Source organism: Kribbella sp. NPDC104740, assembly GCF_055583505.1.
The window spans coordinates 209,963-234,024 of the sequence record NZ_JBVJNV010000006.1; the positions used below are offsets into that span (position 1 = coordinate 209,963).

At 70.9% G+C, this 24,062-nt stretch carries 27 protein-coding genes; 16 read left to right on the plus strand and 11 right to left on the minus strand.

Annotation, left to right across the window (positions count from 1 at the left end; translation table 11 throughout):
* Nucleotides 1–8: 8 nt before the first annotated feature.
* A complete protein-coding gene (locus ACZ6Z4_RS29045) occupies nt 9–1,034 on the minus strand; it encodes an NADPH:quinone reductase (protein WP_465570805.1) in 1,026 nt (341 codons plus the stop codon).
* Between the two features lie 185 nt (nt 1,035–1,219).
* Between ACZ6Z4_RS29045 and ACZ6Z4_RS29050 the strand changes: the two genes are divergently transcribed.
* From ACZ6Z4_RS29050 to ACZ6Z4_RS29075, 6 genes are read left to right on the plus strand one after another with little or no spacing between them, the layout of a single operon-like run.
* Nucleotides 1,220–2,149: an ABC transporter permease gene (locus ACZ6Z4_RS29050; RefSeq protein ID WP_465570812.1), complete on the plus strand. Its 930-nt coding sequence runs from the start codon at nt 1,220–1,222 to the stop codon at nt 2,147–2,149.
* On the plus strand, nt 2,149–3,147 hold the full coding sequence (locus tag ACZ6Z4_RS29055; protein ID WP_465570816.1) for an ABC transporter permease: 999 nt from the start codon (nt 2,149–2,151) through the stop codon (nt 3,145–3,147). Before ACZ6Z4_RS29050 ends, ACZ6Z4_RS29055 begins: the two co-directional genes overlap by 1 nt.
* Nucleotides 3,140–4,156 (plus strand): ABC transporter ATP-binding protein, encoded by a 1,017-nt coding sequence (locus ACZ6Z4_RS29060; protein WP_465570819.1) that lies wholly within the window; start codon nt 3,140–3,142, stop codon nt 4,154–4,156. The genes ACZ6Z4_RS29055 and ACZ6Z4_RS29060 overlap by 8 nt, the downstream gene beginning before the upstream one ends.
* Entirely contained in the window at nt 4,153–5,175 is a 1,023-nt protein-coding gene (locus ACZ6Z4_RS29065) for an ABC transporter ATP-binding protein (protein ID WP_465570821.1), read from the plus strand. Before ACZ6Z4_RS29060 ends, ACZ6Z4_RS29065 begins: the two co-directional genes overlap by 4 nt.
* Entirely contained in the window at nt 5,172–6,842 is a 1,671-nt protein-coding gene (locus ACZ6Z4_RS29070; protein WP_465570828.1) for an ABC transporter substrate-binding protein, read from the plus strand. Before ACZ6Z4_RS29065 ends, ACZ6Z4_RS29070 begins: the two co-directional genes overlap by 4 nt.
* 2 nt (nt 6,843–6,844) lie before the next feature.
* Nucleotides 6,845–7,378, plus strand: coding sequence for a HutD/Ves family protein (locus ACZ6Z4_RS29075; RefSeq protein WP_465570831.1), 534 nt, complete (start codon nt 6,845–6,847; stop codon nt 7,376–7,378).
* Here ACZ6Z4_RS29075 and ACZ6Z4_RS29080 read toward each other — a convergent pair.
* The 3 genes from ACZ6Z4_RS29080 to ACZ6Z4_RS29090 are packed head-to-tail and all read right to left on the minus strand — an operon-like array spanning nt 7,375 to nt 8,838.
* Entirely contained in the window at nt 7,375–7,872 is a 498-nt protein-coding gene (locus ACZ6Z4_RS29080) for a phosphatase domain-containing protein (RefSeq protein WP_465570837.1), read from the minus strand. The genes ACZ6Z4_RS29075 and ACZ6Z4_RS29080 overlap by 4 nt on opposite strands.
* Nucleotides 7,865–8,419: a GNAT family N-acetyltransferase gene (locus ACZ6Z4_RS29085; RefSeq protein WP_465570842.1), complete on the minus strand. Its 555-nt coding sequence runs from the start codon at nt 8,417–8,419 to the stop codon at nt 7,865–7,867. The genes ACZ6Z4_RS29080 and ACZ6Z4_RS29085 overlap by 8 nt, the downstream gene beginning before the upstream one ends.
* A 44-nt stretch (nt 8,420–8,463) precedes the next feature.
* On the minus strand, nt 8,464–8,838 hold the full coding sequence (locus ACZ6Z4_RS29090; protein WP_465570845.1) for a hypothetical protein: 375 nt from the start codon (nt 8,836–8,838) through the stop codon (nt 8,464–8,466).
* Between the two features lie 114 nt (nt 8,839–8,952).
* Between ACZ6Z4_RS29090 and ACZ6Z4_RS29095 the strand changes: the two genes are divergently transcribed.
* Together ACZ6Z4_RS29095 and ACZ6Z4_RS29100 are read left to right on the plus strand one after the other, a co-directional pair.
* The gene (locus ACZ6Z4_RS29095) at nt 8,953–10,158 is read left to right on the plus strand and encodes a metallophosphoesterase family protein (protein ID WP_465570848.1); all 1,206 of its coding nucleotides are present in this window, start codon (nt 8,953–8,955) and stop codon (nt 10,156–10,158) included.
* Nucleotides 10,155–12,929, plus strand: coding sequence for an AAA family ATPase (locus tag ACZ6Z4_RS29100; RefSeq protein WP_465570851.1), 2,775 nt, complete (start codon nt 10,155–10,157; stop codon nt 12,927–12,929). The genes ACZ6Z4_RS29095 and ACZ6Z4_RS29100 overlap by 4 nt, the downstream gene beginning before the upstream one ends.
* A 28-nt stretch (nt 12,930–12,957) precedes the next feature.
* On the opposite strand, the gene ACZ6Z4_RS29105 is transcribed toward ACZ6Z4_RS29100, so the two are convergent.
* The 3 genes from ACZ6Z4_RS29105 to fdhD all read right to left on the minus strand — a co-directional run bounded on the left by ACZ6Z4_RS29105 (nt 12,958) and on the right by fdhD (nt 15,223).
* A complete protein-coding gene (locus ACZ6Z4_RS29105) occupies nt 12,958–13,725 on the minus strand; it encodes an anti-sigma factor (RefSeq protein ID WP_465570856.1) in 768 nt (255 codons plus the stop codon).
* 5 nt (nt 13,726–13,730) lie between these two features.
* Nucleotides 13,731–14,330, minus strand: coding sequence for a sigma-70 family RNA polymerase sigma factor (locus ACZ6Z4_RS29110; RefSeq protein WP_465570863.1), 600 nt, complete (start codon nt 14,328–14,330; stop codon nt 13,731–13,733).
* Between the two features lie 65 nt (nt 14,331–14,395).
* Nucleotides 14,396–15,223 carry a formate dehydrogenase accessory sulfurtransferase FdhD gene (gene fdhD, locus ACZ6Z4_RS29115; RefSeq protein WP_465570867.1) on the minus strand — a complete coding sequence of 276 codons (828 nt, stop codon included), beginning with the start codon at nt 15,221–15,223 and terminating at the stop codon, nt 14,396–14,398.
* Nucleotides 15,224–15,247: 24 nt separating this feature from the next.
* Between fdhD and ACZ6Z4_RS29120 the strand changes: the two genes are divergently transcribed.
* Entirely contained in the window at nt 15,248–15,880 is a 633-nt protein-coding gene (locus ACZ6Z4_RS29120) for a peptide deformylase (RefSeq protein WP_465570871.1), read from the plus strand.
* Here ACZ6Z4_RS29120 and ACZ6Z4_RS29125 read toward each other — a convergent pair.
* Nucleotides 15,877–16,857 carry a phosphotransferase family protein gene (locus ACZ6Z4_RS29125; protein WP_465570876.1) on the minus strand — a complete coding sequence of 327 codons (981 nt, stop codon included), beginning with the start codon at nt 16,855–16,857 and terminating at the stop codon, nt 15,877–15,879. The two genes, ACZ6Z4_RS29120 and ACZ6Z4_RS29125, sit on opposite strands and share 4 nt — an antisense overlap.
* Nucleotides 16,858–16,933: 76 nt before the next feature.
* Between ACZ6Z4_RS29125 and ACZ6Z4_RS29130 the strand changes: the two genes are divergently transcribed.
* A complete protein-coding gene (locus ACZ6Z4_RS29130) occupies nt 16,934–17,545 on the plus strand; it encodes a trimeric intracellular cation channel family protein (protein ID WP_465570879.1) in 612 nt (203 codons plus the stop codon).
* Here the strand turns inward: ACZ6Z4_RS29130 and ACZ6Z4_RS29135 are convergent.
* Nucleotides 17,542–18,741 carry an MFS transporter gene (locus tag ACZ6Z4_RS29135; protein ID WP_465570882.1) on the minus strand — a complete coding sequence of 400 codons (1,200 nt, stop codon included), beginning with the start codon at nt 18,739–18,741 and terminating at the stop codon, nt 17,542–17,544. The two genes, ACZ6Z4_RS29130 and ACZ6Z4_RS29135, sit on opposite strands and share 4 nt — an antisense overlap.
* Before the next feature lie 46 nt (nt 18,742–18,787).
* On the opposite strand from ACZ6Z4_RS29135, the gene ACZ6Z4_RS29140 reads away from it, so the two are divergent.
* From ACZ6Z4_RS29140 to ACZ6Z4_RS29150, 3 genes are all read left to right on the plus strand, one after another.
* Nucleotides 18,788–19,885: a ferrochelatase gene (locus tag ACZ6Z4_RS29140; RefSeq protein ID WP_465570890.1), complete on the plus strand. Its 1,098-nt coding sequence runs from the start codon at nt 18,788–18,790 to the stop codon at nt 19,883–19,885.
* Nucleotides 19,882–20,676, plus strand: coding sequence for an inositol monophosphatase family protein (locus tag ACZ6Z4_RS29145; protein WP_465570897.1), 795 nt, complete (start codon nt 19,882–19,884; stop codon nt 20,674–20,676). The genes ACZ6Z4_RS29140 and ACZ6Z4_RS29145 overlap by 4 nt, the downstream gene beginning before the upstream one ends.
* 290 nt (nt 20,677–20,966) lie before the next feature.
* Nucleotides 20,967–21,266, plus strand: coding sequence for a DUF4193 domain-containing protein (locus ACZ6Z4_RS29150; protein ID WP_012921380.1), 300 nt, complete (start codon nt 20,967–20,969; stop codon nt 21,264–21,266).
* Nucleotides 21,267–21,351: 85 nt separating this feature from the next.
* Here the strand turns inward: ACZ6Z4_RS29150 and ACZ6Z4_RS29155 are convergent, their stop codons facing one another.
* Both ACZ6Z4_RS29155 and ACZ6Z4_RS29160 read right to left on the minus strand, forming a co-directional pair.
* Nucleotides 21,352–21,660: a DUF4235 domain-containing protein gene (locus ACZ6Z4_RS29155; protein WP_465570909.1), complete on the minus strand. Its 309-nt coding sequence runs from the start codon at nt 21,658–21,660 to the stop codon at nt 21,352–21,354.
* 30 nt (nt 21,661–21,690) lie between these two features.
* On the minus strand, nt 21,691–22,146 hold the full coding sequence (locus ACZ6Z4_RS29160) for a DUF3093 domain-containing protein (RefSeq protein ID WP_465570914.1): 456 nt from the start codon (nt 22,144–22,146) through the stop codon (nt 21,691–21,693).
* A 52-nt stretch (nt 22,147–22,198) separates the two neighbouring features.
* Between ACZ6Z4_RS29160 and ACZ6Z4_RS29165 the strand changes: the two genes are divergently transcribed.
* The 3 genes from ACZ6Z4_RS29165 (at nt 22,199) to ACZ6Z4_RS29175 (ending at nt 24,013) form a co-directional block, all read left to right on the plus strand.
* Nucleotides 22,199–22,756 (plus strand): PaaI family thioesterase, encoded by a 558-nt coding sequence (locus tag ACZ6Z4_RS29165; RefSeq protein ID WP_465570918.1) that lies wholly within the window; start codon nt 22,199–22,201, stop codon nt 22,754–22,756.
* Nucleotides 22,753–23,205, plus strand: a complete 453-nt coding sequence (dut, locus tag ACZ6Z4_RS29170) for a dUTP diphosphatase (RefSeq protein ID WP_465570923.1) — start codon at nt 22,753–22,755, stop codon at nt 23,203–23,205. The genes ACZ6Z4_RS29165 and dut overlap by 4 nt, the downstream gene beginning before the upstream one ends.
* A 94-nt stretch (nt 23,206–23,299) precedes the next feature.
* Nucleotides 23,300–24,013 (plus strand): DUF3710 domain-containing protein, encoded by a 714-nt coding sequence (locus tag ACZ6Z4_RS29175; RefSeq protein ID WP_465570928.1) that lies wholly within the window; start codon nt 23,300–23,302, stop codon nt 24,011–24,013.
* Nucleotides 24,014–24,062 lie beyond the last annotated feature (49 nt).

Consider the following 24,062-nt stretch of genomic DNA (forward strand, 5'->3'; position numbering starts at 1 on the left):
GGCCGGCGCTACAGGTCCGCGACCTGGATCAGAACCTTGCCCACGGCACCTGATTCGACAGCTCGGTGCGCGTCGCCGGTCTGGTCCAGGGAGAACGTCAGCAGCGGCAGGCCGGCCGATTCGCCGACGGGGAGAGCGCCGGCGTCGATCGCCGCGGTGACGTCCTGGGCCGCGGCGGTCAGCTTGTCCCACCCGACCGTGTACAGCAGCACGAACTGGTAGCGCGCGTTGAGATTCATGTTCTGCCGGATGTCCAGCGCGAACGGCGCTCCACCGTCGTTGGCGTAGATCGCGATCGTGCCGCGCGGCCGCAGTACGGCGAGGTCCAGGTCGCTGTTGCCGCCCGCGGCGACCTCGACGATCACGTCGACGCCGTCGGGAGCGATCGCGCGGATCTGGTCCGCGGCGTCGGGGTCGCGGTAGTTGACCGTGTGGTGGGCACCGGCGGCCGTCGCGTACGCCGCCTTGGCGTCGCCGCTGACCGTCGCGATGACGGTCGCGCCGGCCCAGCGGGCGAGTTGCACGGCGGCGTGGCCGACCGCGCCCGCGCCTCCGGCGACGAGGATCGTCCGGCCGTCGAGCGCGCCGGGCGCGAGGCGGGACGGGCCGTCCTCGGCGACGGTGAGCGCGCGGTGCGCGGTGATCGCGGGGACGCCGACGCTCGCGCCGATGTCGAAGGACGCACCATCAGGCAGCGGGAAGACGCGTGACGCAGGTACGACAGTGAATTCCTGGGCAGTTCCACTGGCTGGTCGCTGGTACGCCGCCAGAGTCACCCAGACCCGGTCGCCCACAGCCGGCCCAGACACGTCCGAGCCAACCGCGTCGATCACCCCCGCGCCGTCCTGGTTCGGCACCGACAGCGGGATCTCCGTGTCGCCGTACGCCCCGCTGCGCGACTTCCAGTCGGTCGGGTTCACGCCCGAGACCGCGATCCGCACCCGCACCTCCCCGGGCCCGGGCGACGGCACCTCGAGATCGGTCACTCGCAGTACGTCGGCGTTCCCCAACTCGCTGTGCACAACGGCTCGCATCGGTGCTCCCGGTTCCATGGCTGTTGCCAACCACAACCCACCCACCGGCACCGATCTTCCCCAGGAGAGCAAAATCCACTAGATGGATCGACATTCTCACTATTCAAGACAGGAGCAGGATGGTGGAAGACTCTGGCCTACCGTCATCCGGCTGGGTTTCCAGTCCATCGTTGTCAGGAGTGCTCGTGAGTACCTCGGTCGCCACGGCCGTCTCACCGACCCGGCAGGCCCTGCGCCGTGTCCGCCGGGACCGCAGTGCCCGGCTCGGCGCCGTCCTGGTCGTCGTACTGATCGTCATCGCGGCGGCCGCACCGCTGCTGGTCAAGCTCGAGGGGCAGGACGCCTACACGTACAACATCGGCCTGCTCGACCCCCTGCGCGGCAACGCCCCGCGCGGCGCGGTCGGTGGGCTGAGCGGCGACCACTGGTTCGGCGTCGAGCCGCTGACCGGGCGCGACCTGTTCGCGATCACGGTCCTCGGATTGCGTACGTCGCTGTTCATCGCCGTCGTCGCGACCGCGATCACCACCGTGCTCGGCACCCTGGTCGGCATCAGTGCGGCGTACTTCGGCGGCTGGTACGACGCGGTCGTGTCGCGGCTGCTCGACTTCCTGTTCGGCTTCCCGCAGCTCGTCTTCATGATTGCCCTGGGCATCATTGTCCCGTCCGGCTTCCCGCGCTGGCTGCTGCTGATCCTGGTGCTCAGCGTGTTCGGCTGGGCCGGTCTGGCCCGGCTGATCCGCAACCAGGCGCGCTCGCTGGTCACCCGCGAGTTCGTCGAGGCGGCGCGCTCGGCCGGTTCCGGCGGCTGGCACGTGGTCACCCGCGAGCTGCTGCCGAACCTGCTCGGCCCGGTGCTGGTGATCGCGACGATGGCCGTGCCGGGTGTGATCGGGACCGAAGCCGCGCTGTCGTTCCTCGGCGTCGGCGTGACGCCGCCGACCCCGAGCCTGGGCCGGTCGATCTCCGACTCGATCGCCTGGGTCTACACCGGCTCCGACCCGTGGTTCCTGGTGTTCCCCGGCGCGATGCTGTTTCTCGCCGTACTGGGCTTCACGCTGCTCGGTGACGGCGTCCGGGACGCGTTCGACGTCCGGCTGCGGAGGGCGAACTGATGCCCGACCTGGTGTGGTTCGTGATCCGCAGGCTGCTGGCGACCGTCCTGGTGATGCTCGCGCTCAGTCTGGCCGTCTACCTGATCTTCTACGCGCTGCCCGCCGACCCGGCCCGGCTCGGCTGCGGAAAACCCTGTACGCCGGACCGCCTGGAGCAGGCGCGGCATTTCATGCAGCTCGACCAGAGCGTCGTCCAGCAGTACCTCAACTTCCTCAAGGGCATCGTTGCCGGCCGGAGCTTCGGCGAGGGCGCCGCGACCGTGCAGTGCAAAGCACCCTGCTTCGGGTACTCGTTCCCGCTGGCCCGCCCGGTCACCACGCTGATCATCAGCCGGCTGCCCGTCACCCTGTCGATCGCGCTCGGCGCGGCCGTCCTGTGGCTGATCGTCGGCGTCTCGCTCGGCGTCGGTGCGGCGCTGAAGCGCGGCAAGCTGCTCGACCGCGCGGCCGTCGGGTTCGCGCTGGTCGGCGTGGCGTCACCGTCGTTCCTGGTCGGGCTGCTGGCGATCCTGGTCTTCGGTTTCTGGCTGAACATGGTCCCGGTCAACGGGTACGTGCCGCTCACCGAGAGCCCGGTCGACTGGGCCTGGCACCTGATCACCCCCTGGCTGGTGCTGGCCGCGCTGAACGCGGCGTCGTACATCAGATTGACCAGGGCGCAGATGCTCGAGGAGCTCAACCTCGACCACATCACCACCGCGCGGGCCAAGGGCGCGGGCGAGGGCCGGGTCGTCGTCGTGCACGGCCTGCGCGGGGTCCTGGTCCCGATCGTGACGATCTTCGGGCTCGACCTCGGTGGTCTGCTCGGCGGCGCGATCCTGACCGAGAAGGTGTTCAGCATGCAGGGGCTCGGCGAGCTGCTGATCAGCGGCGTCGGGCAGCTCGACGTCGCGGTGGTGGTCGGGGTGACGCTGTTCGCGGCGTTCCTGGTGATCGTCGCCAACCTGGTGGTGGACGTGCTGCACGGAGTTCTCGACCCGAGGGTTGGCCATGCCTGATCTCACGCCTGATCTCAAGCCTGTACTCGAAGTGCACGACCTGCACGTCACCTTCACGACCGAGGGCGGGCCGGTACCGGCCGTGGCCGGGATCGACCTCGCGGTCGCGCCCGGGCAGACGCTGGCCATCGTCGGCGAGTCCGGCTCGGGCAAGAGCGTCAGCTCGGCCGCGGTGATGGGGCTGCTGCCGTCGAACGCCGAGGTCAAGGGCGAGGTGCTGCTCGGCGGCCGCGAGCTGGTCGGGCTCCCGAACGAGGAGCTGCGCAAGATCCGTGGCAACGACATCGCGCTGGTCTTCCAGGACGCGCTCTCCGCGCTCAACCCGTACTACTCCGTCGGCTGGCAGATCGCCGAGGCGTACCGGCTGCACCACGACACCTCGAAGAAGGAAGCCTGGAAGCGGGCGGTCCGGATGCTCGACCTGGTCGGCATCCCGGCGGCCGAGCAGCGGGCCCGGTCGTACCCGCACGAGTTCTCCGGGGGAATGCGGCAGCGGGTCGTGATCGCTATGGCTTTGGTGAACGACCCCAAGGTGCTGATCGCGGACGAGCCGACGACCGCGCTCGACGTGACGGTCCAGGCGCAGATCCTGCGGCTGCTCGAGGACGTCCAGCGCGAGTTCGACACCGCGCTGGTGCTGATCTCGCACGACCTCGGGGTGGTCGCCGAGGTCGCCGACGACATCCTGGTGATGTACGCCGGCCGCGCGGCCGAGCGCGGCACCGTGCGCGACCTGTTCTTCCGGGCGGCGCACCCGTACAGCCTGGGGCTGCTCGGCGCGATGCCGCGGGTCGATGTCCCGCCGCGGCACCGGTTGGCAACGATTCCCGGGAGCCCGCCGTCGCCGGGGTCGGTGAAGACGGGGTGCCCGTTCCAGCCGCGGTGTGCGTACGCCGTACAGGTGGGGGAGCGGTGCGTGACCGAACGGCCGGAGCTGACGCCGCGACCCGGCGAGGGCGACCACGAGGCGGCCTGCCACCTGGGCCGGCGCCCGGAGGTGAAGCTGTGAGCGGAGTGTCGACGGCCGCGAGCGATGGCGTGGGCGAGGAGCTCCTCCGGCTCAACGGGGTGAAGAAGTACTTCGGTGTCCGGGGTGTGCCGTTCCGGAAGGCGGGTGCGGTCCGGGCGGTCGACGGGATCGACTTCGTCGTCCGCAAGGGCGAGACCGTCGGTCTGGTCGGCGAGTCCGGCTCGGGCAAGTCGACGCTCGCGCGCCTCGCGATGCGGCTGCTCGACCCGACCGCCGGCACGGTCAGCATCGCCGGTCAGGACGTCACCAAGCTGCGCGGCCGCCGGCTGCGCCCGGTCCGCCGCAAGATCCAGATGGTCTTCCAGGATCCGCAGGCCTCGCTCAACCCGCGGCAGTCGGTCGGCACGATCCTGTCGACGCCGTTCCGGGCGCAGGGGATCAAGCCGAGCCGCGCCCAGTTGATCGAGCTGCTGCAGCAGGTCGGGCTGTCCGAGGAGCACCTCGAGCGCTACCCGCACGAGTTCTCCGGCGGGCAGCGCCAGCGGATCGGCATCGCCCGGGCGCTCGCGGTGAAGCCCGAGCTGCTGGTCTGCGACGAGCCGGTCTCCGCGCTCGACGTGTCGGTCCAGGCGCAGGTGCTCAACCTGCTCGCGGATCTGCGCGACGAGCTGGGGCTGTCGTACGTGCTGGTCGCGCACGACCTGGCCGTCGTACGGCAGGTGGCTGATCGGCTGGCCGTGATGTACCTCGGCACGATCGTCGAGGAGGGCCCGGCCGCCGACGTGTACGCCAACCCGGCGCACCCGTACACGCGGGCGTTGCTGTCCGCCGTACCGGTTCCTGAACCAGGCGCCGTGCGGGAGCGGATCGTGCTGACCGGTGACGTGCCGACGCCGATCGACCCGCCGTCCGGCTGTCCGTTCCGGACCCGGTGCTACAAGGCCCAGGACGTCTGCGCGACGGTCCGGCCGGCCCTCGAAGAAGTCAGCGGCGAGCACCGGGTCGCCTGCTACTTCCCCGAAACCTCCGAACCCCCACTGTCTGAGAGGACATCATGAAGAGCATCACCCGGGCGGTCGCTGTCGCAGGGGCGCTGGCCCTCGCGCTGGCCGCCTGCAACGCCAACGACAAGTCCACGCCCGGCGCGGGTGGCGACGCCACCGCGGAGAAGGGCGGCACGCTGCACTACCTGAGCACCAGCAAGGAGATCAGCTACGACCCGGCCAAGAGCCAGAACCTCGGGATCAGCGGTATCCACCTGGTGCTGCGCGGCCTGACCTCGTGGAAGACCACCGAGGGCAAGGGCGCCGAGCTGGTGCCCGACCTGGCCACCGACACCGGGCAGGTCGCCGACGGCGGCAAGACCTGGACGTACAAGCTGAAGCCGGGCCTCAAGTACGCCGACGGGTCGCCGATCGTTGCCGCTGACATCAAGTACGGCGTCGAACGGTCGTTCGCGCCGGAGCTGTCCGGCGGCCTGGGCTACCACAAGGCGCTGCTGGCCGGGGCCGAGAAGTACACCGGTCCGTACAAGGGCCAGGAGCTGGCGTCGGTCGAGGCACCGGACGAGACCACGATCGTGTTCAAGCTGAACAAGCCGTACGGCGACTGGCCGTGGATCGTCAGCATGCCGGCCTTCTCGCCGGTGCCGAAGAAGGCCGACACCGACCCCGCCCACTACGGCGAGGACCCCGTGGCCAGCGGCCCCTACCAGGTCAAGCAGTACGTGCCCGGTTCGAAGCTCGAGCTGGAGCGCAACCCCAACTGGGACCAGGCGACCGACCCGGCGCGGACCGCGCTGCCGGACTCGATCGTCACCGACATGGGTCTGCAGCCCGACGTGGTGAACCAGCGGCTGATCGCCGACGCCGGTGACGACAAGTTCTCCGCCGCGACCGGCGTCTCGGTGCCGGCCGCGCTGATCCCGACCGTGACCGGCAACCCGGCGGTCAAGGCCCGCGTCGCGACCTCGCCGTCCGGCGCGCTGCAGTACCTGGCGATGAACAACAAGCGCCCGGCGCTGGCCAACCCCGAGGTCCGCAAGGCGATCCAGTACGCCGTCGACAAGCAGGCCGTCCAGGTCGCCGTCGGCGGTCCGGAGTTCGGTGGCGAGCTCGCGACCACGCTGATCACGCCGGGCATCGAGGGCTACAGCAAGTTCGACCTGTACCCGGCGCCGCCGCAGGGCGACCCGGAGAAGGCCAAGACGATGCTGGCCGCGGCCGGTGCCACCAACCTCAACCTGGTGCTGGCCGCCGACAACCAGAAGCTCGGCGTCGCGCAGGCGATCCAGCAGGGCCTGAAGCGGGCCGGGATCACGGTCACCATCAAGCCGTACGAGGCCGAGGCGCTGACCGAGGTACAGACCAACGCCAAGGGCGACTACGACCTGACCGTCGGCAGCTGGCTGCCGGACTTCCCGAGCGCGATCGGCAACATCCAGCCGCTGTTCGCCACCTCGGAGATCGGCAACGGCGGGTACAACCTGTCCCGGTACTCCAACCCGGCCGTCGACACGGCGATCGCCGCCGCGACCGGTGAGCCAGACCGGGCCAAGGCCGCGACGCAGTGGGCGGCGCTGGACAAGCAGATCCTCGGTGACTCGCCGATGGTTCCGCTGCTCTACGCCCGCAACGCGTTCCTGCACGGGTCGAAGGTGCAGAACTTCTACCTGAGCGCCTACCCGCCGTACGCGAACACGCTGATCGTCGGGCTGAGCAAGTAACGATGAGGATCCTGCGAGCCGCCGACCAGCAGCAGGTGGCCTGGCGCAACGGCGCCGGGCTGACCACCGAGCTGGCCGGCGGCGGTGCGGCGAGCGACTTCGCCTGGCGGGTCAGCCTGGCCGAGGTCGTGGAGGACTGCGAGTTCTCGGTGTTCCCGGACGTCGACCGGACGATCGTGCTGGTCGAGGGCGACGCGATGGTCCTGGAGCTGGACGGGGCCGAGCAGGAGCTGACTCGCTTCGTGCCGTTCGGCTTCGACGGTGCGGCCGCGGTGCGGTGCCGGGTGGCCGGTCCGACGCGGGACCTCAACCTGATGACGCGGCGAGGTCAGGCCAGTGGCACCGTGATCGTCGAGGCGGCGCCGTTGACGGTCGAGGCGGGGGATCACCTGGTGGTCGTCTGCCTGGAGGGATCGGTCGGCGTCGAGGTCGGGACTCAGGCCGAGACTCTGGCGGCCGGTGACGTGGTGGAGCTCGACGGCTCCGCGGACGTGACCGGCGCCGGGCGGGTCGCGGTGATCCGGGTGTGGACCTAGGTCCGGCCTTCCTTCTCCTGCGCGTCGAAGAGGGTCGGCTGGGTCTCGGCATCGAGTCCCCAGTCGGCCCTCAGGACGGCGTACCCGGCCTTCTCGGCGGCCGCACACACCTTCACGTCGTCGTCGACGAGGATCGCGACCGGGCGGTCGGCCTTGAGCTGGTCGAGCCGGTAGAGCTTCATCGTCGCCGACGGCCGCCGGTCGTTGTTGCGCCGCATGAACAGCTGTCCGTCGGGAAAGCCGTTGTCCTTCAGCCATTTCACCGTCGACCGTCGCAGCCGCTCCGGCCGCCCGGTCAGGTAGACGATCTCGTGCCCCTCGGCGAGCTGCGTCGCGACCGCGAGCCCTTCGTCGAGCACCGCGTCGTCCTTGGCGCCGGCGAAGAACGAGTCCCAGTCCTTCGGCTTGCGCTCCAGGAAGTGCACGCGCCGGCTGGTGTCGGACAGCGTCGCGTCGATGTCCAGTACGGCGTACGGCGGTTTGTCGTCAGGCACGGACTCCAGCTAACCAGGTCGCCCGGTCGACGGCGTACTCGACCTCGCCGTGCTCGGTGCCCGGCAGCGGGTCCTCGAAGACCACATGGAAGACCCGGACGAACCGCAACCCGGACTTCACCATCACCCGGCGGGACTTGGTGTTGACGGCCATCGTGTCCGCCACCACCCGCTCGGCACCGTCGGCGAATGCCTTCGCGATCAGCGCCCGCGTCCCCTCGGTCGCGTAACCCCGCCCCCAGACGTCGCGCCGCAGCCGGTACCCGACGTCGACCGTCCCCGCGACCGCGGTCGGCTGGAGCCCGAACCAGCCGACGAACTCCCCGCTCGCCTTCTCGTGCGCCGCGAACGTCCCCAGCCCCGGGTGCCGCGCGTACACGTCGAGCATCCCCGGCAGCACCTTCTGCTCGATCTCGTCCCGCGGCGTCGCCTGCCCGGTCAGGAACCGCATCACCTCGAGATCGGAGTCCAGCTCGACCAGCAGCTCCACGTCCCCGGTCGTGAACCGCCGCAGCACCAGCCGCTCGGTCTCGAGCACCGTCTCCATGCGCCGAATCCTTCCGGGCCGCGGGGTGGACCGGCAACCGGATATCAGAAGTCCACGTGCAGGCGGTCGGAGTCGGCCTGGGACGGGGTGCGGTGGGTGGTGTACCAGCGGCGCGAGCCCTGGGGGAAGGAGAGCAGGTAGACGAGGGCGATCCCGGCGGCGGCGAAGGCGAGGCCGAGCGGGAGGGAGATCAGGCCGTACGGGAATGTGAGGCCGCCGACGAGCAGGGCGCACTTGTGGCCGAGCGTCTTGCCGCGGAGCAGTCCGTACGTCGCGTACGCGGCGGCTAGCGCCGCGACCAGGAAGACGAAACCGAGGGTGCCGCCGCGGGTGAACGTGAGGGCCGATTTCACGCCGTACCCGGCGGTGAGAGCGACCAGCAGACCGGTGCCGGCGGTGATCGACCAAGGGCGCGTCATGGTAGAAGACTAGACCGGAAAAGTCCGAATGGGTGTTCGGATGCCGGGCGGTCACGGGTTGTGGGTGTGTTGGGTTGGGCGGTAGTCGCCGGGTCGGGTTAGCGTTCTCGCGCGATGGACGAATCGATCACGTTTCTGCACAGTTCGGACTGGCAGCTGGGGATGATGCGCCGGTTCCTGGGGCCGGACGGTCAGGCCCGGTGGGGTCAGGCGCGGCTGGACGCTGTCGCGCGGATCGGTGAGGTCGCGGAGCGGGTCGGGGCGCGGTTCCTGGTGGTGACCGGGGACGTGTTCGAGCACAACCAGGTCGAGCGGCAGACGATCCTGCGGGCTTGTGAGGCGCTGAAGCGGATTCCGGTGCCGGTGGTGCTGCTACCGGGGAACCACGACGCGCTGGAGCCGGGGTCGTTGTGGACGTCGGCGCAGTGGGCCGCGCACAAGCCGGAGCACGTCACGGTGATCACTGACGAGACGCCGCTGGAGATCGTGCCGGGGGTGGAGATCGTCGGGGCGCCCTGGCGTTCGCGGCGGCCGGTGTCGGACCCGGCGGCGCCGGGCTACGCCGGGCTCACGCCCGTCGCGCAGAGTGCGAAGAGCGGCGCGGCCGGCGCGAAGCGAGGCGCGGGCGGTGCGGGCAGCGCGAAGGACGAGGGGCAGCGCCCCGTACGGCGGATCCTGCTCGCGCACGGGCAGCTGACCAGCCTCAGCGGCGGCATGTCCGACGTACCGACCATCGACCAGGCGGCGCTCGAGGCCGCGGTCGCGGACGGGCGGCTGCAGTACGTCGGGCTCGGTGACCGGCACTCGACGACCGAGGTGACCGAGCGGATCTGGTTCTCCGGGACGCAGGAGGTCACCGCGCCGGAGGAGACCGACCCGGGCAACGTCCTGGCCGTGACGCTGTCCGGTGACTCGATCACCGTCGAGCCGCAGCGGGTCGGTGCGTGGCACATGGTCGAGCACCACGTCGAGCTGGACGGCGAGGAGTCGCTGAAGGCGCTGGAGGACTGGTTCGCCGAGCTGCCGGACAAGGAGCGGACGTACGTGCGGCTGGCCGCTGACGGGTCGCTGCCGTTGCCGCTGATGAGCCGGCTGGACGCGACGATCGACGCGCTCGGCGAGGTGTTCGCCAGTGTGGAGAAGTGGCCCAAGTTCTGGACCGTCCGGCCCGCGCCGGAGGCCGCCGACCTGGACGCGCTGCAGCTGAGCGGCCCGGCCCGGGCGGCGATGGAGGAGCTGCGCCAGGCGCTCGCCGGTGGCGACGAGTCGGCGGGTGCCGCGCTGACCCTGATGCACCGCCTGGCCAGGGACGCCGGATGAGACTGCACAGCCTGACGCTGCGGAACTTCCGCGGCGTCGCGGACCGGACCGTCCAGCTGCCCGCGATCGGTACGACGGTCGTCGTCGGCGACAACGAGGTCGGCAAGTCCAGCCTGGTCGAGGCGTTCGCGCTGGTCTTCCAGCTGCCCGACGACTCCAAGTCGAAGCGGATCACCGACGTGCAGCCGGTCGGCCACGACGTCGCGCCCGAGGTGACCGTCGAGCTGACGCTGGGCGGCCGCGAGCTGACCTACACCAAGCGCTGGCTGAAGAACCGGTCCACCGAGCTGTCCGTCGTCGCGCCGGACGGCAGCCGCGCGTCGTTCACCGGCCGCGAGGCCCACAACGAGGCCGACCGGCTCTTCACCGAGAACGTCGACCCGGTGCTCTGGCAGACGCTGATGGTCAGCCAGGGCCAGTCGCTGGTCCTGCCGACCCCGGCGGACGCCGAGCCGCTGATCACCGCCGTCACCGCCGAGTCCGGTACGCCGGTCGACGGCGCCTCGATGCCGCTGGTCTCGGCCGTCGAGCACGAGTTCCTCCGCTACTGGACGCCGCGCGGCCGACCGACCGGTGACTTCGCCAAGTCGGCGCAGGCAGTGACCGCCGCCGAGCTGCGATCCGCCCAGGCAGCCAAGGCGATGGAGGAGGTCGTCGCCGACATCCGCCGGGCCGAGCGGCTCGCGCTCGACCTGGAGGACCTCAGCGGCCGCCTGGCCGAGCACCTGAAGTCCGTCGAGGCGCTGCGGGTCCGCAAGAAGGAGACCGACGAGATCCTGCTCCGGCGGGACTCGGTGCGCGCCAGGGCCGAGACGGCGCGCGCCCGGCTGGAGAACCACACCCGGACGCGGCTGGAGCGCGAACGGCTGCTGGCGGAGGTCGAGCGGTTCACCGCCGCGGCCGGTGAGTTCACCGAGCTGAGGGCCGAGGCGGAGAAGGTCGCCAAGGCCTCCACCGACACACTGCACGCCGCCGAGGCCGCGCTGGCCGAGGTGGTCGAGCTGAAGGACGACCGGCGCGGCGACGTGCAGCATGCCGAGCAGCGGGTGTCCGAGCTGATGGACCGCGCCGAGCTGGACCGGCTGACCGGCCAGCAGGCCGAGCTGGCCGATGTGCGGACCCGGATCGCTGCCGCATCGCGGGTGCTCGACGGGATCAAGGTGACCGACGCGCTGGTCGCCGAGCTGGAGGACGCGCGCGCCAGGGTCGTCGAGGCGCGTGCGGCGCTGGCGGCCGGCGTACCGGAGGTGTCGGTACGACGGGTTGGTGCGGAGCCGGTCTCGCTGGAGGGGACCGGGCTGGACGCTGGTGGCGCCAAGGTGCCGGCGGAGCTGGCTGAGGGTGCTGAGGTGTCTCTGCTGGTCTCAGGTGCGCTGCACGTGGGTGTGCCGGGCCAGGTGGAGGTGACGGTCCGGGCCGGTGGGGACGCGGCGTCGCTGCGATCGCTGGTCGACGAGGCCGTACGGCGTGAGACGGACCTGCTGAAGCGGGCGAAGGTCAGGGACCTGCCTGCTGCGCGGGAGTCGCTGCGGAAGAGCGACACGGCGTCGGCGGAGCTGCAGGAGGCCCGGCGTACGGAGAAGTCGTTGACCGCTGGTGGGGACCCGGTTGAGCGGATCGCCTTGCTGTGCGCCCGGTTGGGCGTCGGCGAGGAGCCGGCTGAGGAAGAGGAAGAGGCGCCGAAGGGCAAGCAGCAGCCCGCGGTGGAGAACGTACCGGGGCAGATGTCGCTGTTCGAGGAGTTCGCCGAGGACACCTTCGACTTCGAGGACCTGGTGATGCCGGAGCCGCTGGCGCCCGACGACCTGTCCGGTGCGCAGCGGGCGCTGGAGGAGGCGCGGTCCGAGCTGGCGACGGCTGAGCGGTTGCTGACCGACGCGGAGTTCGCTGCGGCGCAGGCGCGGAAGGCTGCGGACGAGGACCGGTCGGAAGCGCAGCAGGCGCGGGCCCGGGCGGAGCTGGCGGCTGAGCGCGTTGCTGCGGCGACGGCCTCGTTGGAGGCGGCCCGGGCGGTGCTGGCCGACGAGGATGTCGACGCGGCCGAGGAGCAGGCCACCGGTGAGGTAGAGGCGGTGCTGGAGGAGCTGACCGCCGTACAGGAGCAGGTGGACGCCGCTGGTGCGGACCACGTCGAGGGTGAGCTGGCTGACGCGCTAGCGGTCGCTGGGCGGCTGCAGAGCGATCGGGACACCCTGCGCGACTCGCTGCGTACGACGGAGGGCCGGCTGGAGCAGTCGGGCCGCGACGGGCTGGCGACTCGGCAGGACACCGCCGAGCTCGAGCTGGCCGGCGTACGGGCCGAGCACGAGAACCTGCAGCGCCGGGCCGAAGCCGCGCGGCGGGTGCACGAGACGCTGGGGCGGCACCGGGCCGCGGCGCAGACGAAGTACTCGGAGCCGTTGCAGACCAGGATCGAGGCGCTCGGGCGCAGTGTCTACGGGCCGACGTTCCGGGTCTGGCTGGACGACGACCTGGCCGTCGCCGAGCGCGAGCTGGAGGGCAACCGGCTGCGGGTCGAGTCGCTGTCCACCGGTGCGCAGGAGCAGCTGGCGATCATCACCCGGCTGGCGATCAGCCACCTGGTCAGCACCACCGAGAACAGCGTCCCGGTGATCTTCGACGACGCCCTCGGCTGGTCCGACAAGGCCCGCCTGCGCGACATGGGCACCCTGCTCGGCCGGGCCGGCGACCACGGCCAGGTGATCATCCTGACCTGCATGCCGGACCGCTACGAGTACGTGCCCAGGGCAACGTTCATCAAGCTGCAGTAGCTCGGCGAAGGTTGCCCTGGGTGGAGCCCTAGGCCATCTGCACCATGGCGATGATCGGCTCGGTCGGGGTGATCGCGCCGGGGGAGTTCTCGACGGTGATGCCGAGGGCGGTCTTGTCCTTGACGCCGCCGGTGATCAGCCTGGTTGCCTCCGGGGTGGCGAGGCCGGCCGAGTGCGGGGTGAGGGACTTGTCCATCAGCCACAGCTGGTAGGTCTTGCCGTCCGGGAGTTTCGGCAGGCCGCGCAGGAGGACGATGGCTCGGTCCTGGTTGGCTGACATGACTACTGCGGCGCTGCCGCCGCCGGTGACAGAGGCGCGAGCCGTGCGGGCGTCCGGCTGGGCCAGGAGCCCGGCCAGGTCCTGGTTCTGCTGCTCGACGCGCTGGCTGTCGCGGTACTGGTCGATGGCAACGCCACCGACACCGGCGATCGCCAGGAAGGCAGCGGCCAGTGCAAGCATCGAGCGGCGGGAGCGGCGCTGAGCGGGCGCGCGGTGCGGCACGTCGGCGGTGGCTGGGGCCTGGCGCGCCGGCTGCGGGTCGTCGTCGGTCTGCCGCACGATCGGCGGCAGCTGCCGGGTCACCGCGATCTCCGACAGCACCCGGGACTTCAGCGCGGCCGGTGGCGGCGTGGCGACCGCCGTACCGAGTTTGTTGGCCGCCTCTCGCAGCTCGGCCACCTCGGAGCTGCACGACGGGCAGTCGGCGAGGTGTGCCTCGAACCCGATCCGCTCGTCCTCGGGCAGTGCGTTCAGTACGTAGGGACCGGTCAGCATGTGCACGTCCGGTGTCGTCATGGCCCTCACCTCCCCGTCACACCCAGGCAGTCGCGCAGCCGGATCAGGCCGTCGCGCATGCGTGCTTTGATCGTCGCCAGTTTGGCGTCGAGCAGTTCGGCCACCTCACGGTAGGAGTAGCCGCCGTAGTAGGCCAGCGTGACCGACTCCCGCTGCAGCTCGGTCAGCGCGGACAGGCAGTGCCTGACCTGCTCGACCTCCAGGTTCGTGGTGACCGCTTCCGAGACCTCGTCGTACGCCGTGCTGCTGCTGGCCGCCGCGACGGCCTGCTCCCGGTCGGTGGCCGACTGCTCGGAGCGGACCCGGTCGATCGCGCGCCGGTGCGCCATCGTCAGGATCCAGGACGTCGGGGAGCCGCGGTCGGCGTCGTACCGGGTGGCGGTCCGCCAGACCTCGACCATCACCTCCTGGGTGACTTCCTCGGACTGGGCCGGGTTGCGCAGCACCCGGCGGATCAGGCCGAACACCCGCGGCGCCATCTGGTCGTACAGGTGCGCGAACGCGTCGGCGTCACCGCGGGCCACCCGGGCCATCAGCTCGGCCGGCGTCGTACCTCCGGGGCCGGTCACCACCGGCCACGGGAGGGCTGTCGACTCTCCGCTCACGGGCATCCTCTTCGCTCGTCACAACTGGTCGGAAGAGCTTCGGAGCCGCGCCCGGGGCGGATGGGTCAGCGCAGGACGCGCTCGGGTGCGCTGTAGATCACACACCGCTCGCCGCGGGTGAAGCCGACGAGCGTGATGCCGAACTTACGGGCCAGGTCGACGGCCAGGCTCGACGGCGCGCCGACCGCGACGATCATGCCGATCCCGGCGGCGACCGACTTCTGCACCAGCTCGTAGCCCGCGCGGCCGCTCAGGGTCAGGATCAGGCCCTTGCGGCTGTGCTGGTTGAGCACGGTCCAGCCGACGACCTTGTCGACCGCGTTGTGCCGGCCGACGTCCTCCTTGACGATCACCTTGCGGCCGTCGTTGGTGAACAGCCCGGCGGCGTGCAGACCGCCGGTACGGCCGAACGTCGGCTGGGCGTCGCGGAGCAGGTCGGGCAGCCGCAGCACGAGGTCGAGCGGCGCCTCGACCGGGTCGACCGGCTCGTACTCGCGCTCGGCGAGCTCGTCGAGGCTCTGCTGACCGCAGACACCGCACGCGGCGGACGTCACGCCGTACCGCTGCGGGGGCTCGCGGTCCGGCGGGCCGTCGAAGGTGACCGTCACGGTGTTGAACTGCTGCTCGCGGGTCAGCACGACGTCGGTGCAGTAGGCGACCGTCCGGATCGCGTCCTGGCGGACGGCGAACCCCTCGGCCAGGCAGAACCCGGCGGCGAGCTCGAAGTCGGAGCCCGGCGTGCGCATCGTCACGACCAGCGCTTCCGGAGGCCGGCCCGGCCACTCCAGCCGGAGCTCGAGCGGCTCCTCGGTCACCACCACGTCCTCGCGCCGCGACGTCTTCTCGCCGTCCTGAACCTCGACTTTGTAGCGCGTCACCGGACCCTTGGTCATGTATACGATCTTAGTGTGTCTTCGGTGAGCACTCTGAAAAACCGCGTCGAGGCGCTGGTCGAGCTGTACCGCGACGACGTCGCGCCGATCGTCGCGCTCGGCGACCCGGTACTGCGGCAGCAGGCCGAGCCGTACGACGGACAGCTCGGCGACGAGCTGCTCGGTGAGTTCGTCGAGCTGCTGAAGCGGACGATGCGGGCCGCACCGGGTGTCGGCGTGGCCGCGCCGCAGGTCGGGATCTCGTTGCGGATGGCCGTCATGGAGGACCCGGCGCCGGTGCCGGACGAGGTCGCGGAGGCCCGCGAGCGGTACCCGCTGGAGTTCTTCACCGCGATCAACCCGTCGTACGAGGCGGTCGGGCGGAGTCTGCGCGGCTTCTACGAGGGGTGCTTGAGCATGCCCGGCTACACCGCGGTGGTGAACCGGCCGCTGAAGGTCGACGCGGACTACACGGACGTCGCCGGTGAGCGGGTGAAGCGGGAGCTGTCCGGCTGGCAGGCGCGGATCTTCCAGCACGAGACGGATCACCTGAGCGGAATTGTGTACGTCGACAAGCTGGAGCCGCGCTCGCTGGCGACGGCGGCGAACTACGCGAACCGGTGGGCCGACCCAGTACCGACGAAGGCGGCCCGGGAGCTGGGCTTCCACCTGGACTAGGCGGCCCAGCCTCTGCGCAGCGCCAGCCAGTCGAGGAAGGTCCAGGCGTACAGGCGCTGGTGCCTCCGTAGTTCCGGGGTGCAGCCGAGTGGGGGAGGCGTGTCCAGGTGGTCGAGCATGTACGCCGCGACGAGCGCTGCGCCGCAGTCGAGGTGGTCGGGCGGGACGTCGGCGGTCAGCGGGGACTTGCTGATCGCCGCCTGGGTGTCGATGCCTTCGTACTGCGCGATCGGGAGCAGACACGACCAGTCGAACCAGTTGGGGCCGAGGCCGAGCCAGTTCCAGTCGACCGTCCAGCAGGCGCCGTGCCGGTCGATGAGCAGGTTGTCGGGGCGGAGGTCGTTGTGCATGGCGGTGTCGCCGGCCAGGGCCTCGGGGTAGAGCGCGATGAGGTCGCCGAGCTCGCGGAGTACGGCGGGGAGCCAGGGCTGGAAGCCGGCGGGGAGCGGGCGGTCGCCGGCGAGGATCTGCGCCGGCAGCTCGATCGGCCAGCCGCCGGAGGCGATGTCGTCGACGAGTACGTCGAGCCCGGCGAGGGGAGTGGGGGTGAGGGCGTCGGCCATCGTCTCGCAGGCGCTGGTGACCGCGGCGAAGTCGTCGACGTTCCAGGGGCTGCCCGGCATACGGCCGTCGACTCGCTCAGAAGCAACGGCGAACCAAGAAGCCTCAGATGCCGTCGCGGCGATGCGGGGAACGCGGATGGCGGCCGGTAGCTGCGGGACGATCTCGGCCTCGCGTTGGTAGGCGCGGTAGGCGTGCAGGGTGTCCGGTGCCGCCTTGACGAAGACCTGGCGGCCGTCGGCCAGGTCCACCGGCGCTGCGAAGCCGCCGGTGAAGCCCGAGGTGACCGAAGGCCCGACGTGGGCGATCTCGGTGCCTAGGGCAACGGCCAGGGAGTGCTGGAGAGCGCCGGGAAGTGCGTCCCAGCCTGGGCGGGTGGACGTGGCGGTGTAGTCGACGACTGGGGGACCGGGCATGGCGCCGACCCTAACCCTCGCGGGCCTCAGCGTGCCTCTCGATTGCACCAGCCTGTGGACGGTTAGCGTGCGCAGCATGGACGGGTCGGTGGTGCTGCAGGTGCTGGATCTGGTGGGGATCTTCGTGTTCGGGATCACCGGGGCGCTGGTCGGCGTACGGAAGAAGCTGGACGTGTTCGGCATCCAGGTGCTGGCGATGGTGACCGGGCTGGGCGGCGGCTTCCTCCGGGACGTGCTGATCGGCGCGACGCCGCCCGCGGCGCTGCAGGACTGGCGGTACCTGGTGGTGCCCGTCGCGGCCGGGCTGCTGACGTTCTTCCTGCACCCGCGGATCGGGCGCGTCGAGCGGATGGTGAACATCTTCGACGCGGCCGGCCTCGCGCTGTTCTGCGTGACCGGCGCGGTGAAGGCGAGCAGTTTCGGGCTCTCGCCGTTGCCGGCCGCTCTGCTCGGCACGATCTCCGGTATCGGTGGCGGTGTCGTCCGCGACGTGCTGTCCGGCCGCGTACCGGTGGTGCTGCGGTCGGAGATCTACGCGACCCCGGCCTTCCTCGGCGCCGCGATCGTCGTGGTCGCGATCGAGCTCGACTACCACCAGCTCTGGGTCCCGATCATGGCCGCGGTGATCTGCTTCCTCATCCGCCTGCTGGCGATCCGCCGCGGCTGGAACGCCCCACTCCCGCGCTAGTTGTGCGCGAACACCGTCTTCGGTCGAGCGAACGCGATCGAGACCCCGGCCACCCCAGCGCACAGCACCCCGATCGACACCGGCACCCAGTACGCCGACGACGCGCCCCACAGGTCGACCGCGTGACCAGCCGCCGCGTTGCCCGGCGCAACTCCCAGCAGGATCCCGGTGACCGTCCACGTGATCGCCTCGGTCAACCGCTGCGGCGGGACCCACTCCTCGACGCACGCGGTGACCGCCACCATCGTCGGCGCGATCGTCAGCCCGGCGCAGAACAGCACCCCACCCAGTACGACGGTGTTGCCGACCCACGGCAGCGGCGCCAGCGAGATCGCCAGCAGGATCGTCCCGATCAGCAGCCGCCGCTCCACCGGCGCCCGCCAGTGCACTGAGCCGTACCAGAGCCCGGCCAGCAGCGACCCGAACGCCCACACCGCCAGTACGACGCCGGACATCCCCGGCTGCCCCTGCTCGGCCGTGAACGCCACCGTGACGACCTCAGCGCTCCCCAGCGTCGCCCCGAGCCCCAGACCGATCAGCGACAGCAGCATCAGCGACAGCCACGGCAGCGGGGCCTGCTCGGCGCCGTCCGCCTTGCCACGGCCAGGGGGATCAGAACGCCGCAGCAGCGCCAGCCAGATCCCACCGCCCAGCCCGAGCACACCAGCGGTCGCCAGAGCGACGTACGGGCTCACCTGTGTTGCCAGGGCGGTGACGAGCACCGGCCCGATGATGAAGACCACCTCGTCGCCGACTGCCTCCAGCGCGAACGCGGTCTGCAGCGCTCGGCCGCGGCCGAGCAGGTGCGTCCAGCGCGCTCGGACGAACGAGCCGACCTGCGGACGGGTGCCACCGGCAAGGAACGAGAGCAGGTAGAGCACGGCGGTCGGAGCGTCGGCCCGGACGGCCAGCAGCAGCCCGGCCAGCCCGACGGTGCACAGCACGCTGCCGATCAGCAGCAGGCTGCGCTGCCCGAAGCGGTCGACCAGTCGGCCCTGGATCGGCCCGGTGATCGCACCGGCGACCACGGCGACGCCGGAGACCGCTCCGGCCAGTCCGTACGAGCCGCTCTCCTGGGCGATCAGGATCACGATGCCGAGGCCGATCATCGAGATCGGCATACGCCCGAGGATCCCGGCGGCGCAGAACGCGGCGGCACCGGGACGGCGCATGAGGTGGTAGTAGGGCTTCAGCATGGGGGACCGTGCACACCGTATCCGGCGGGCCTGACAAACTCGTTACATGCCCCACCCCGTGTCGCCTGATCCTTCCCCGTACGACGCCGTGCTGCTGCTGTCCTTCGGTGGTCCCGAGAAACCCGAGGACGTGCTCCCGTTCCTCCAGAACGTCACCCGCGGCCGGGGCATCCCGGACGAGCGGCTGAAGGAGGTCGGCGAGCACTACTACGGCTTCGGCGGCAAGAGCCCGATCAACGACCAGAACCGCGCGCTGCTGGCCGCGCTGCGGGAGTCGTTCGCCGAGATCGGGCTGGATCTGCCGATCTACTGGGGCAACCGCAACTGGGCGCCGTACCTGACCGACACGCTGCGCGAGATGGCCGCCGACGGGATCCGCCGCGCGGTGGTGATCGTGACGAGCGCCTACCCGTCGTACTCGGGCTGCCGGCAGTACCGGGAGAACCTGGCCGACGCGACCGCGGCGGTCGAGAACGCGCCGGTGATCGACAAGCTGCGGCACTACGCGAACCACCCGGGCTTCGTCGGGTCCTTCGTCGAGTCGACGGCTGCTGCGCTGAGCGAGCTGCCGGAGGGCGCCGCAATCGCCTACGTGACGCACTCGATCCCGACCGCGATGAACGCGACCAGCGGCCCGGACGGCGACGGCTACGTCAGCTGGCACCTGGACGTCGCGGCGGAGATCACCGCCGAGCTGGAGCGGCGTACGGGCGTCACCCGGCGGACCGACCTGGTCTACTGCTCGCGCTCCGGCCCGCCGCAGGTCCCGTGGCTCGAGCCGGACGTCAACGACCACCTGGAGGAGCTGGCCGCGGCCGGCGTGCCCGGGGTGGCCGTGGTGCCGATCGGGTTCGTCAGCGACCACATGGAAGTCATCTACGACCTCGACACCGAGGCGGCGGCGACCGCTGACAAGCTGGGCCTGCCGATGGCCCGGGCGGCGACGCCCGGCACCGACCCGCGGTTCGTGACGATGCTGCGCGACCTGGTGGTCGAGCGGGCCGAGGCCGAGCGCGGTGAGCAGCCGGAGCGGCCCTGCGTGGGCAAGCTGGGTCCCGGCTGGGACAACTGCCGCCCCGACTGCTGCCCGGCCCTGCGCCGCCCCACCTCCTCCCAGACCTCCCTCGCGAAGGAAACCGCATGAGCACCCCGCAGGAACTGCTGAAGCTGGCCGTCACGGTCGCCACCGAGGCGGCCGAGCTGATCGTCGAGCGGCGCCGCGGCACGATCACCGTCGCCGACACCAAGAGCACGGCGACCGACATCGTCACCGCCGTCGACCGCGAGTCCGAGGAGCTGATCCGGGCCCGGGTGCTCGAGGCGCGGCCGGACGACTCGTTCCTCGGCGAGGAGGGCGACGACATCGACGGGACCAGCGGGGTCCGCTGGGTCGTCGACCCGATCGACGGCACGGTGAACTACCTGTACGACATCCCGACGTACGCCGTCTCGATCGCGGTCGAGCAGGACGGCGTGACGGTGGCCGGGGTGGTGGTGGACGCGCCGAAGGGTGAGGTGTTCACCGCGACGCTCGGCGGCGGCGCGTTCCTGGACGGCAAGCCGATCCGGGTCTCGGACTGTACGTCGCTCGACCGCGCCCTGGTCGGCACCGGCTTCGGCTACGACCCGGACCGGCGGCTGGTGCAGGCCGAGGTGGTTCAGCAGTTGATCGCCGAGGTCCGCGACATCCGGCGGATCGGGGTCGGCGCGATCGACCTCTGCTACGTCGGCTGCGGCCGGCTGGACGCGGTCTACGAGCGCGGGCTGAACCCCTGGGACTACGGCGCCGGCGCGCTCGTCGCCTCCGAGGCCGGCGCCCGGGTCGGTGGCCTGAACGGCGCCCCGGTCTCGCCGGAGATGTCGATCGCGGCCACGCCCGCGGTGTTCGATGCGTTACACGACGCGCTCGCGGCGGCGAACCCGCTGCGCGCATAGCGTCTGCTCGTTCGTGCACGCGCAGTGCTTGTACGGGGCGGTAACGCGCAACCTTCTGTTCGGTCCTGACAATTTCTTCGACACGCGGGTCAGAAGGTGGACCCCGACGCGCGCGATGGCCGGGTTATAGGGCACAATCCCTGCCTCGGGAGCGGAAGCGAGTCCGGTCCCAGCCTGTCTGTCAAGGGTTTCGGGGGACCAGAGGATTCCGGGCGGAATTTCTCGGGCGCGTTATCCGTTCCAGGGCTCAGCAGGCAACACCACGGGTACGAAGAGGGCAGGGAAACACCATGGCGACTGACTACGACGCCCCGCGCAAGACGGACGAGGACTCCAGCGAGGAGTCGATCGAAGAGCTGAAGACTCGCCGTCACGACAAGAACTCCGGCAAGGTCGACGAGGACGAGGCCGAGGCGGCCGAGAGCTTCGAGCTGCCCGGCGCCGACCTGAGCCACGAGGAGCTGGCGGTACGGGTTCTCCCGCGCCAGGCCGACGAGTTCACCTGTTCGAGCTGCTTCCTGGTCCACCACCGCAGCCAGCTCGCGAACAGCAAGAACGGCCAGCTGATCTGCCGCGACTGCGCTGCCTGACAACAGCAGCACCGTCGCCCTGCTCGGCTGAGTCGTACCAAATCGGGACCGTCCCCCTTCCGGGGGCCGGTCCCTTGGTGCGTTCTCAGGCCTTCACGACGTCCTTGGCCGCGCCCTGCACGGCTTCCTTCTCGAACCCGGGCGGCAGGTGCCCGGTGGACTTCAGCCAGTACGCCGCCGCCCGCTGCTCGGCGAACCGCTTGGCCACCGCCGCGGCCGCGCCGCTGGCCACCGCCCAGCTGACCACCTCGACGTACCCGGCCTCGTTGCCCTTCGGCGGCTTGCCGCCGGACCCGATCTTCCAGGCCGTGGTGACCGCCTTGTTGGCGACCAGCCCGACCACCATCGTGAAGACCGCCAGCACCAGCTTCCAGCCGATCTTGGCTCCGATCACCACTGCCTCCTTAGCTGATCCAGCTGTTCCTCAGGATCTTGCCACGCTGTTCTGCGTCAGGGCGGCAGCCAGTTGCTCCGGGTGCCGCGTGGCGATCAGCCAGTACGGCGCCGGGTCGTGCGGGTCGGTGATCTCCACCCGTACGGCGCCGCGCACGTAGCTGCGCAGCACCAGGTACGCCGCCGGGTCGCAGTCGCGGCCGAACGCGTTCCGGACCGCCTCACCGGTCAGGGCCTCGACCTTGCCGAGGTACTCGCGCTCGATCGACGCCTGCGCCGCGCGGAGCCGCTCGGCGTCCACCTCGACCAGCGCACCGCCGTACCGGACGAACACGACGGTCAGCACGGCCGCCACGATCCCACCGGCGACGAGGCCGGCCGGCTGGCCCGCGGGGACCGCGACGATCAGCCAGATGGTCAGGGCGAGCAGGGCGGCGATGACCCACCAGCGCACCGGCACGCTCAGCCGCTCCCTGTAGTTCGTCACAGCACCAGCCTGGCATGTGGCGCAACAGACGCCGTAGGTAGGGTCGCCTCTCGTGATCGAGCCACCGACCCGCTCTGCGACCCCGCAGCGTGAGCTGGAGCCGCCGGAGCGTCACCCGGAAGCTCCTGCTCCCGGCACGGTGCTGCCGTCGCACTACGAGCGCTGCGTGGCCTGCGGCCCGTCGCACCCGACCGGGTTGCGGCTGGTGTCGACCGCCGGGGCCGACGTGAGCATCACCGGTGAGTTCACCGTGACAGCTGACCACCAGGGTGCTCCTGGGCTCGCGCACGGCGGCGTACTGGCGCTGGCGCTCGACGAGACGCTCGGCGGGCTCTCCTGGCTGCTGCGGCGCCCGATGGTGACCGGGCGGCTCGAGACCGACTACATCCGCCCGGTGCCGGTCGGTACGACGCTGCACCTGTCGGCGACCTGCCTGGGGTTCGCCGGACGCCGGATGTACGCGAAGGCGATCGGCCGGCTCAACGGGCCGGACGGCAACATCGCGCTGCGCGCCAACGCTGTTTTCGTCGTGGTCCCGCCCGAGCACTTCGTGAAACACGGAACTGATCTGACGGCCGAAACCGTTCACGACTACGAGGTGAACCCATGACCGAGGTACTGATCCAGCGGCTCGACCCCGAGCTGCCGCTGCCGGCGTACGCGCACCCGGGAGACGCCGGCGCGGACCTGGTCGCGTCGCACGACGTGACGCTCAAGCCGGGGGAGCGGCAGCTGGTCGGGACCGGGATCGCGATCGCGCTGCAGGACGGGTACGCCGCGTTCGTGCACCCGCGGTCCGGGCTGGCCGCCAAGCACGGGGTGTCGATCGTGAACGCTCCGGGAACAGTGGATGCGGGCTACCGCGGCGAGATCAAGGTCTGCCTGGTCAACCACGATCCGCACGCCGAGGTCACCCTGCACCGTGGCGACCGGATCGCGCAGCTGATCGTGCAGCAGGTCGAGAAGGCTCGCTTCGTCGAGGTGACCACCCTGCCGGGCTCCGCGCGCGGTACCGGGGGACACGGCTCGACCGGTGGTTTCGGTGGTGTGACACGCTGATCAGGTGCAGCCCGCTGACCTGCGGGTACGGGAGACTACGGCGGGGTTCGTGCCGCCCCCAGAAGACTGACGATCGAGGAAGTAGGCAAGAGCAGTGATCTTCCGCCGCAAGGCCAAGAACGAGGACACCCGGGAGACCGTGGACGCCGTCGAGGAGACGACCGCGGACGAGACCGGGGAGAGCGCCGCCGGCGACGGTGACGCCGAGGAGTCCACGACCACCGCGTCCGTGCAGGACACCACCGGCGGTCCGTTCGACATCACCGAGGTGGACCCGGCGACGCTGGAGGCCGAGGACCGGATCGACCTCGGGGCCCTGGTGATCACCGGCCTGCCGGGCATGGAGCTGCGGCTGCAGGTCGACGAGCAGAGCGGTGACGTGCAGGCGATCCTGCTGGTCCTGGAGGACTCGGCGCTGGAGCTGCGCGCGTTCGCCGCGCCGCGGACGGCCGGCATCTGGGACGAGGTCCGCCAGGAGATCGCCGGCGAGGCCACCAAGATGGGCGGTACGGCGTCGGAGACCGACGGCCCGTTCGGCACCGAGCTCGTGCTCGTCGTACCGGTCCAGGACCCCGAGGGCCAGATCTTCAGCCAGACCTCGCGGGTGATCGGCATCGACGGCCCGCGCTGGCTGCTGCGCGGCACGGTGCTCGGTCGCGCGGCGGTCGAGCCGGAGGCCGCGCCGCCGATGGAGCAGGCCTTCCGCAACGTCGTCGTGGTCCGTGGCTCGGAGCCGATGGCGCCGCGTGAGTCGCTCGCGCTGAAGCTGCCCGCGGGTGCGCAGCCGGCCGCCGAGGAAGAGGCCTGATCCTCCGTGCACAAGTACTGCGCCGGCGCGCTCGCGCGCGGATTACACT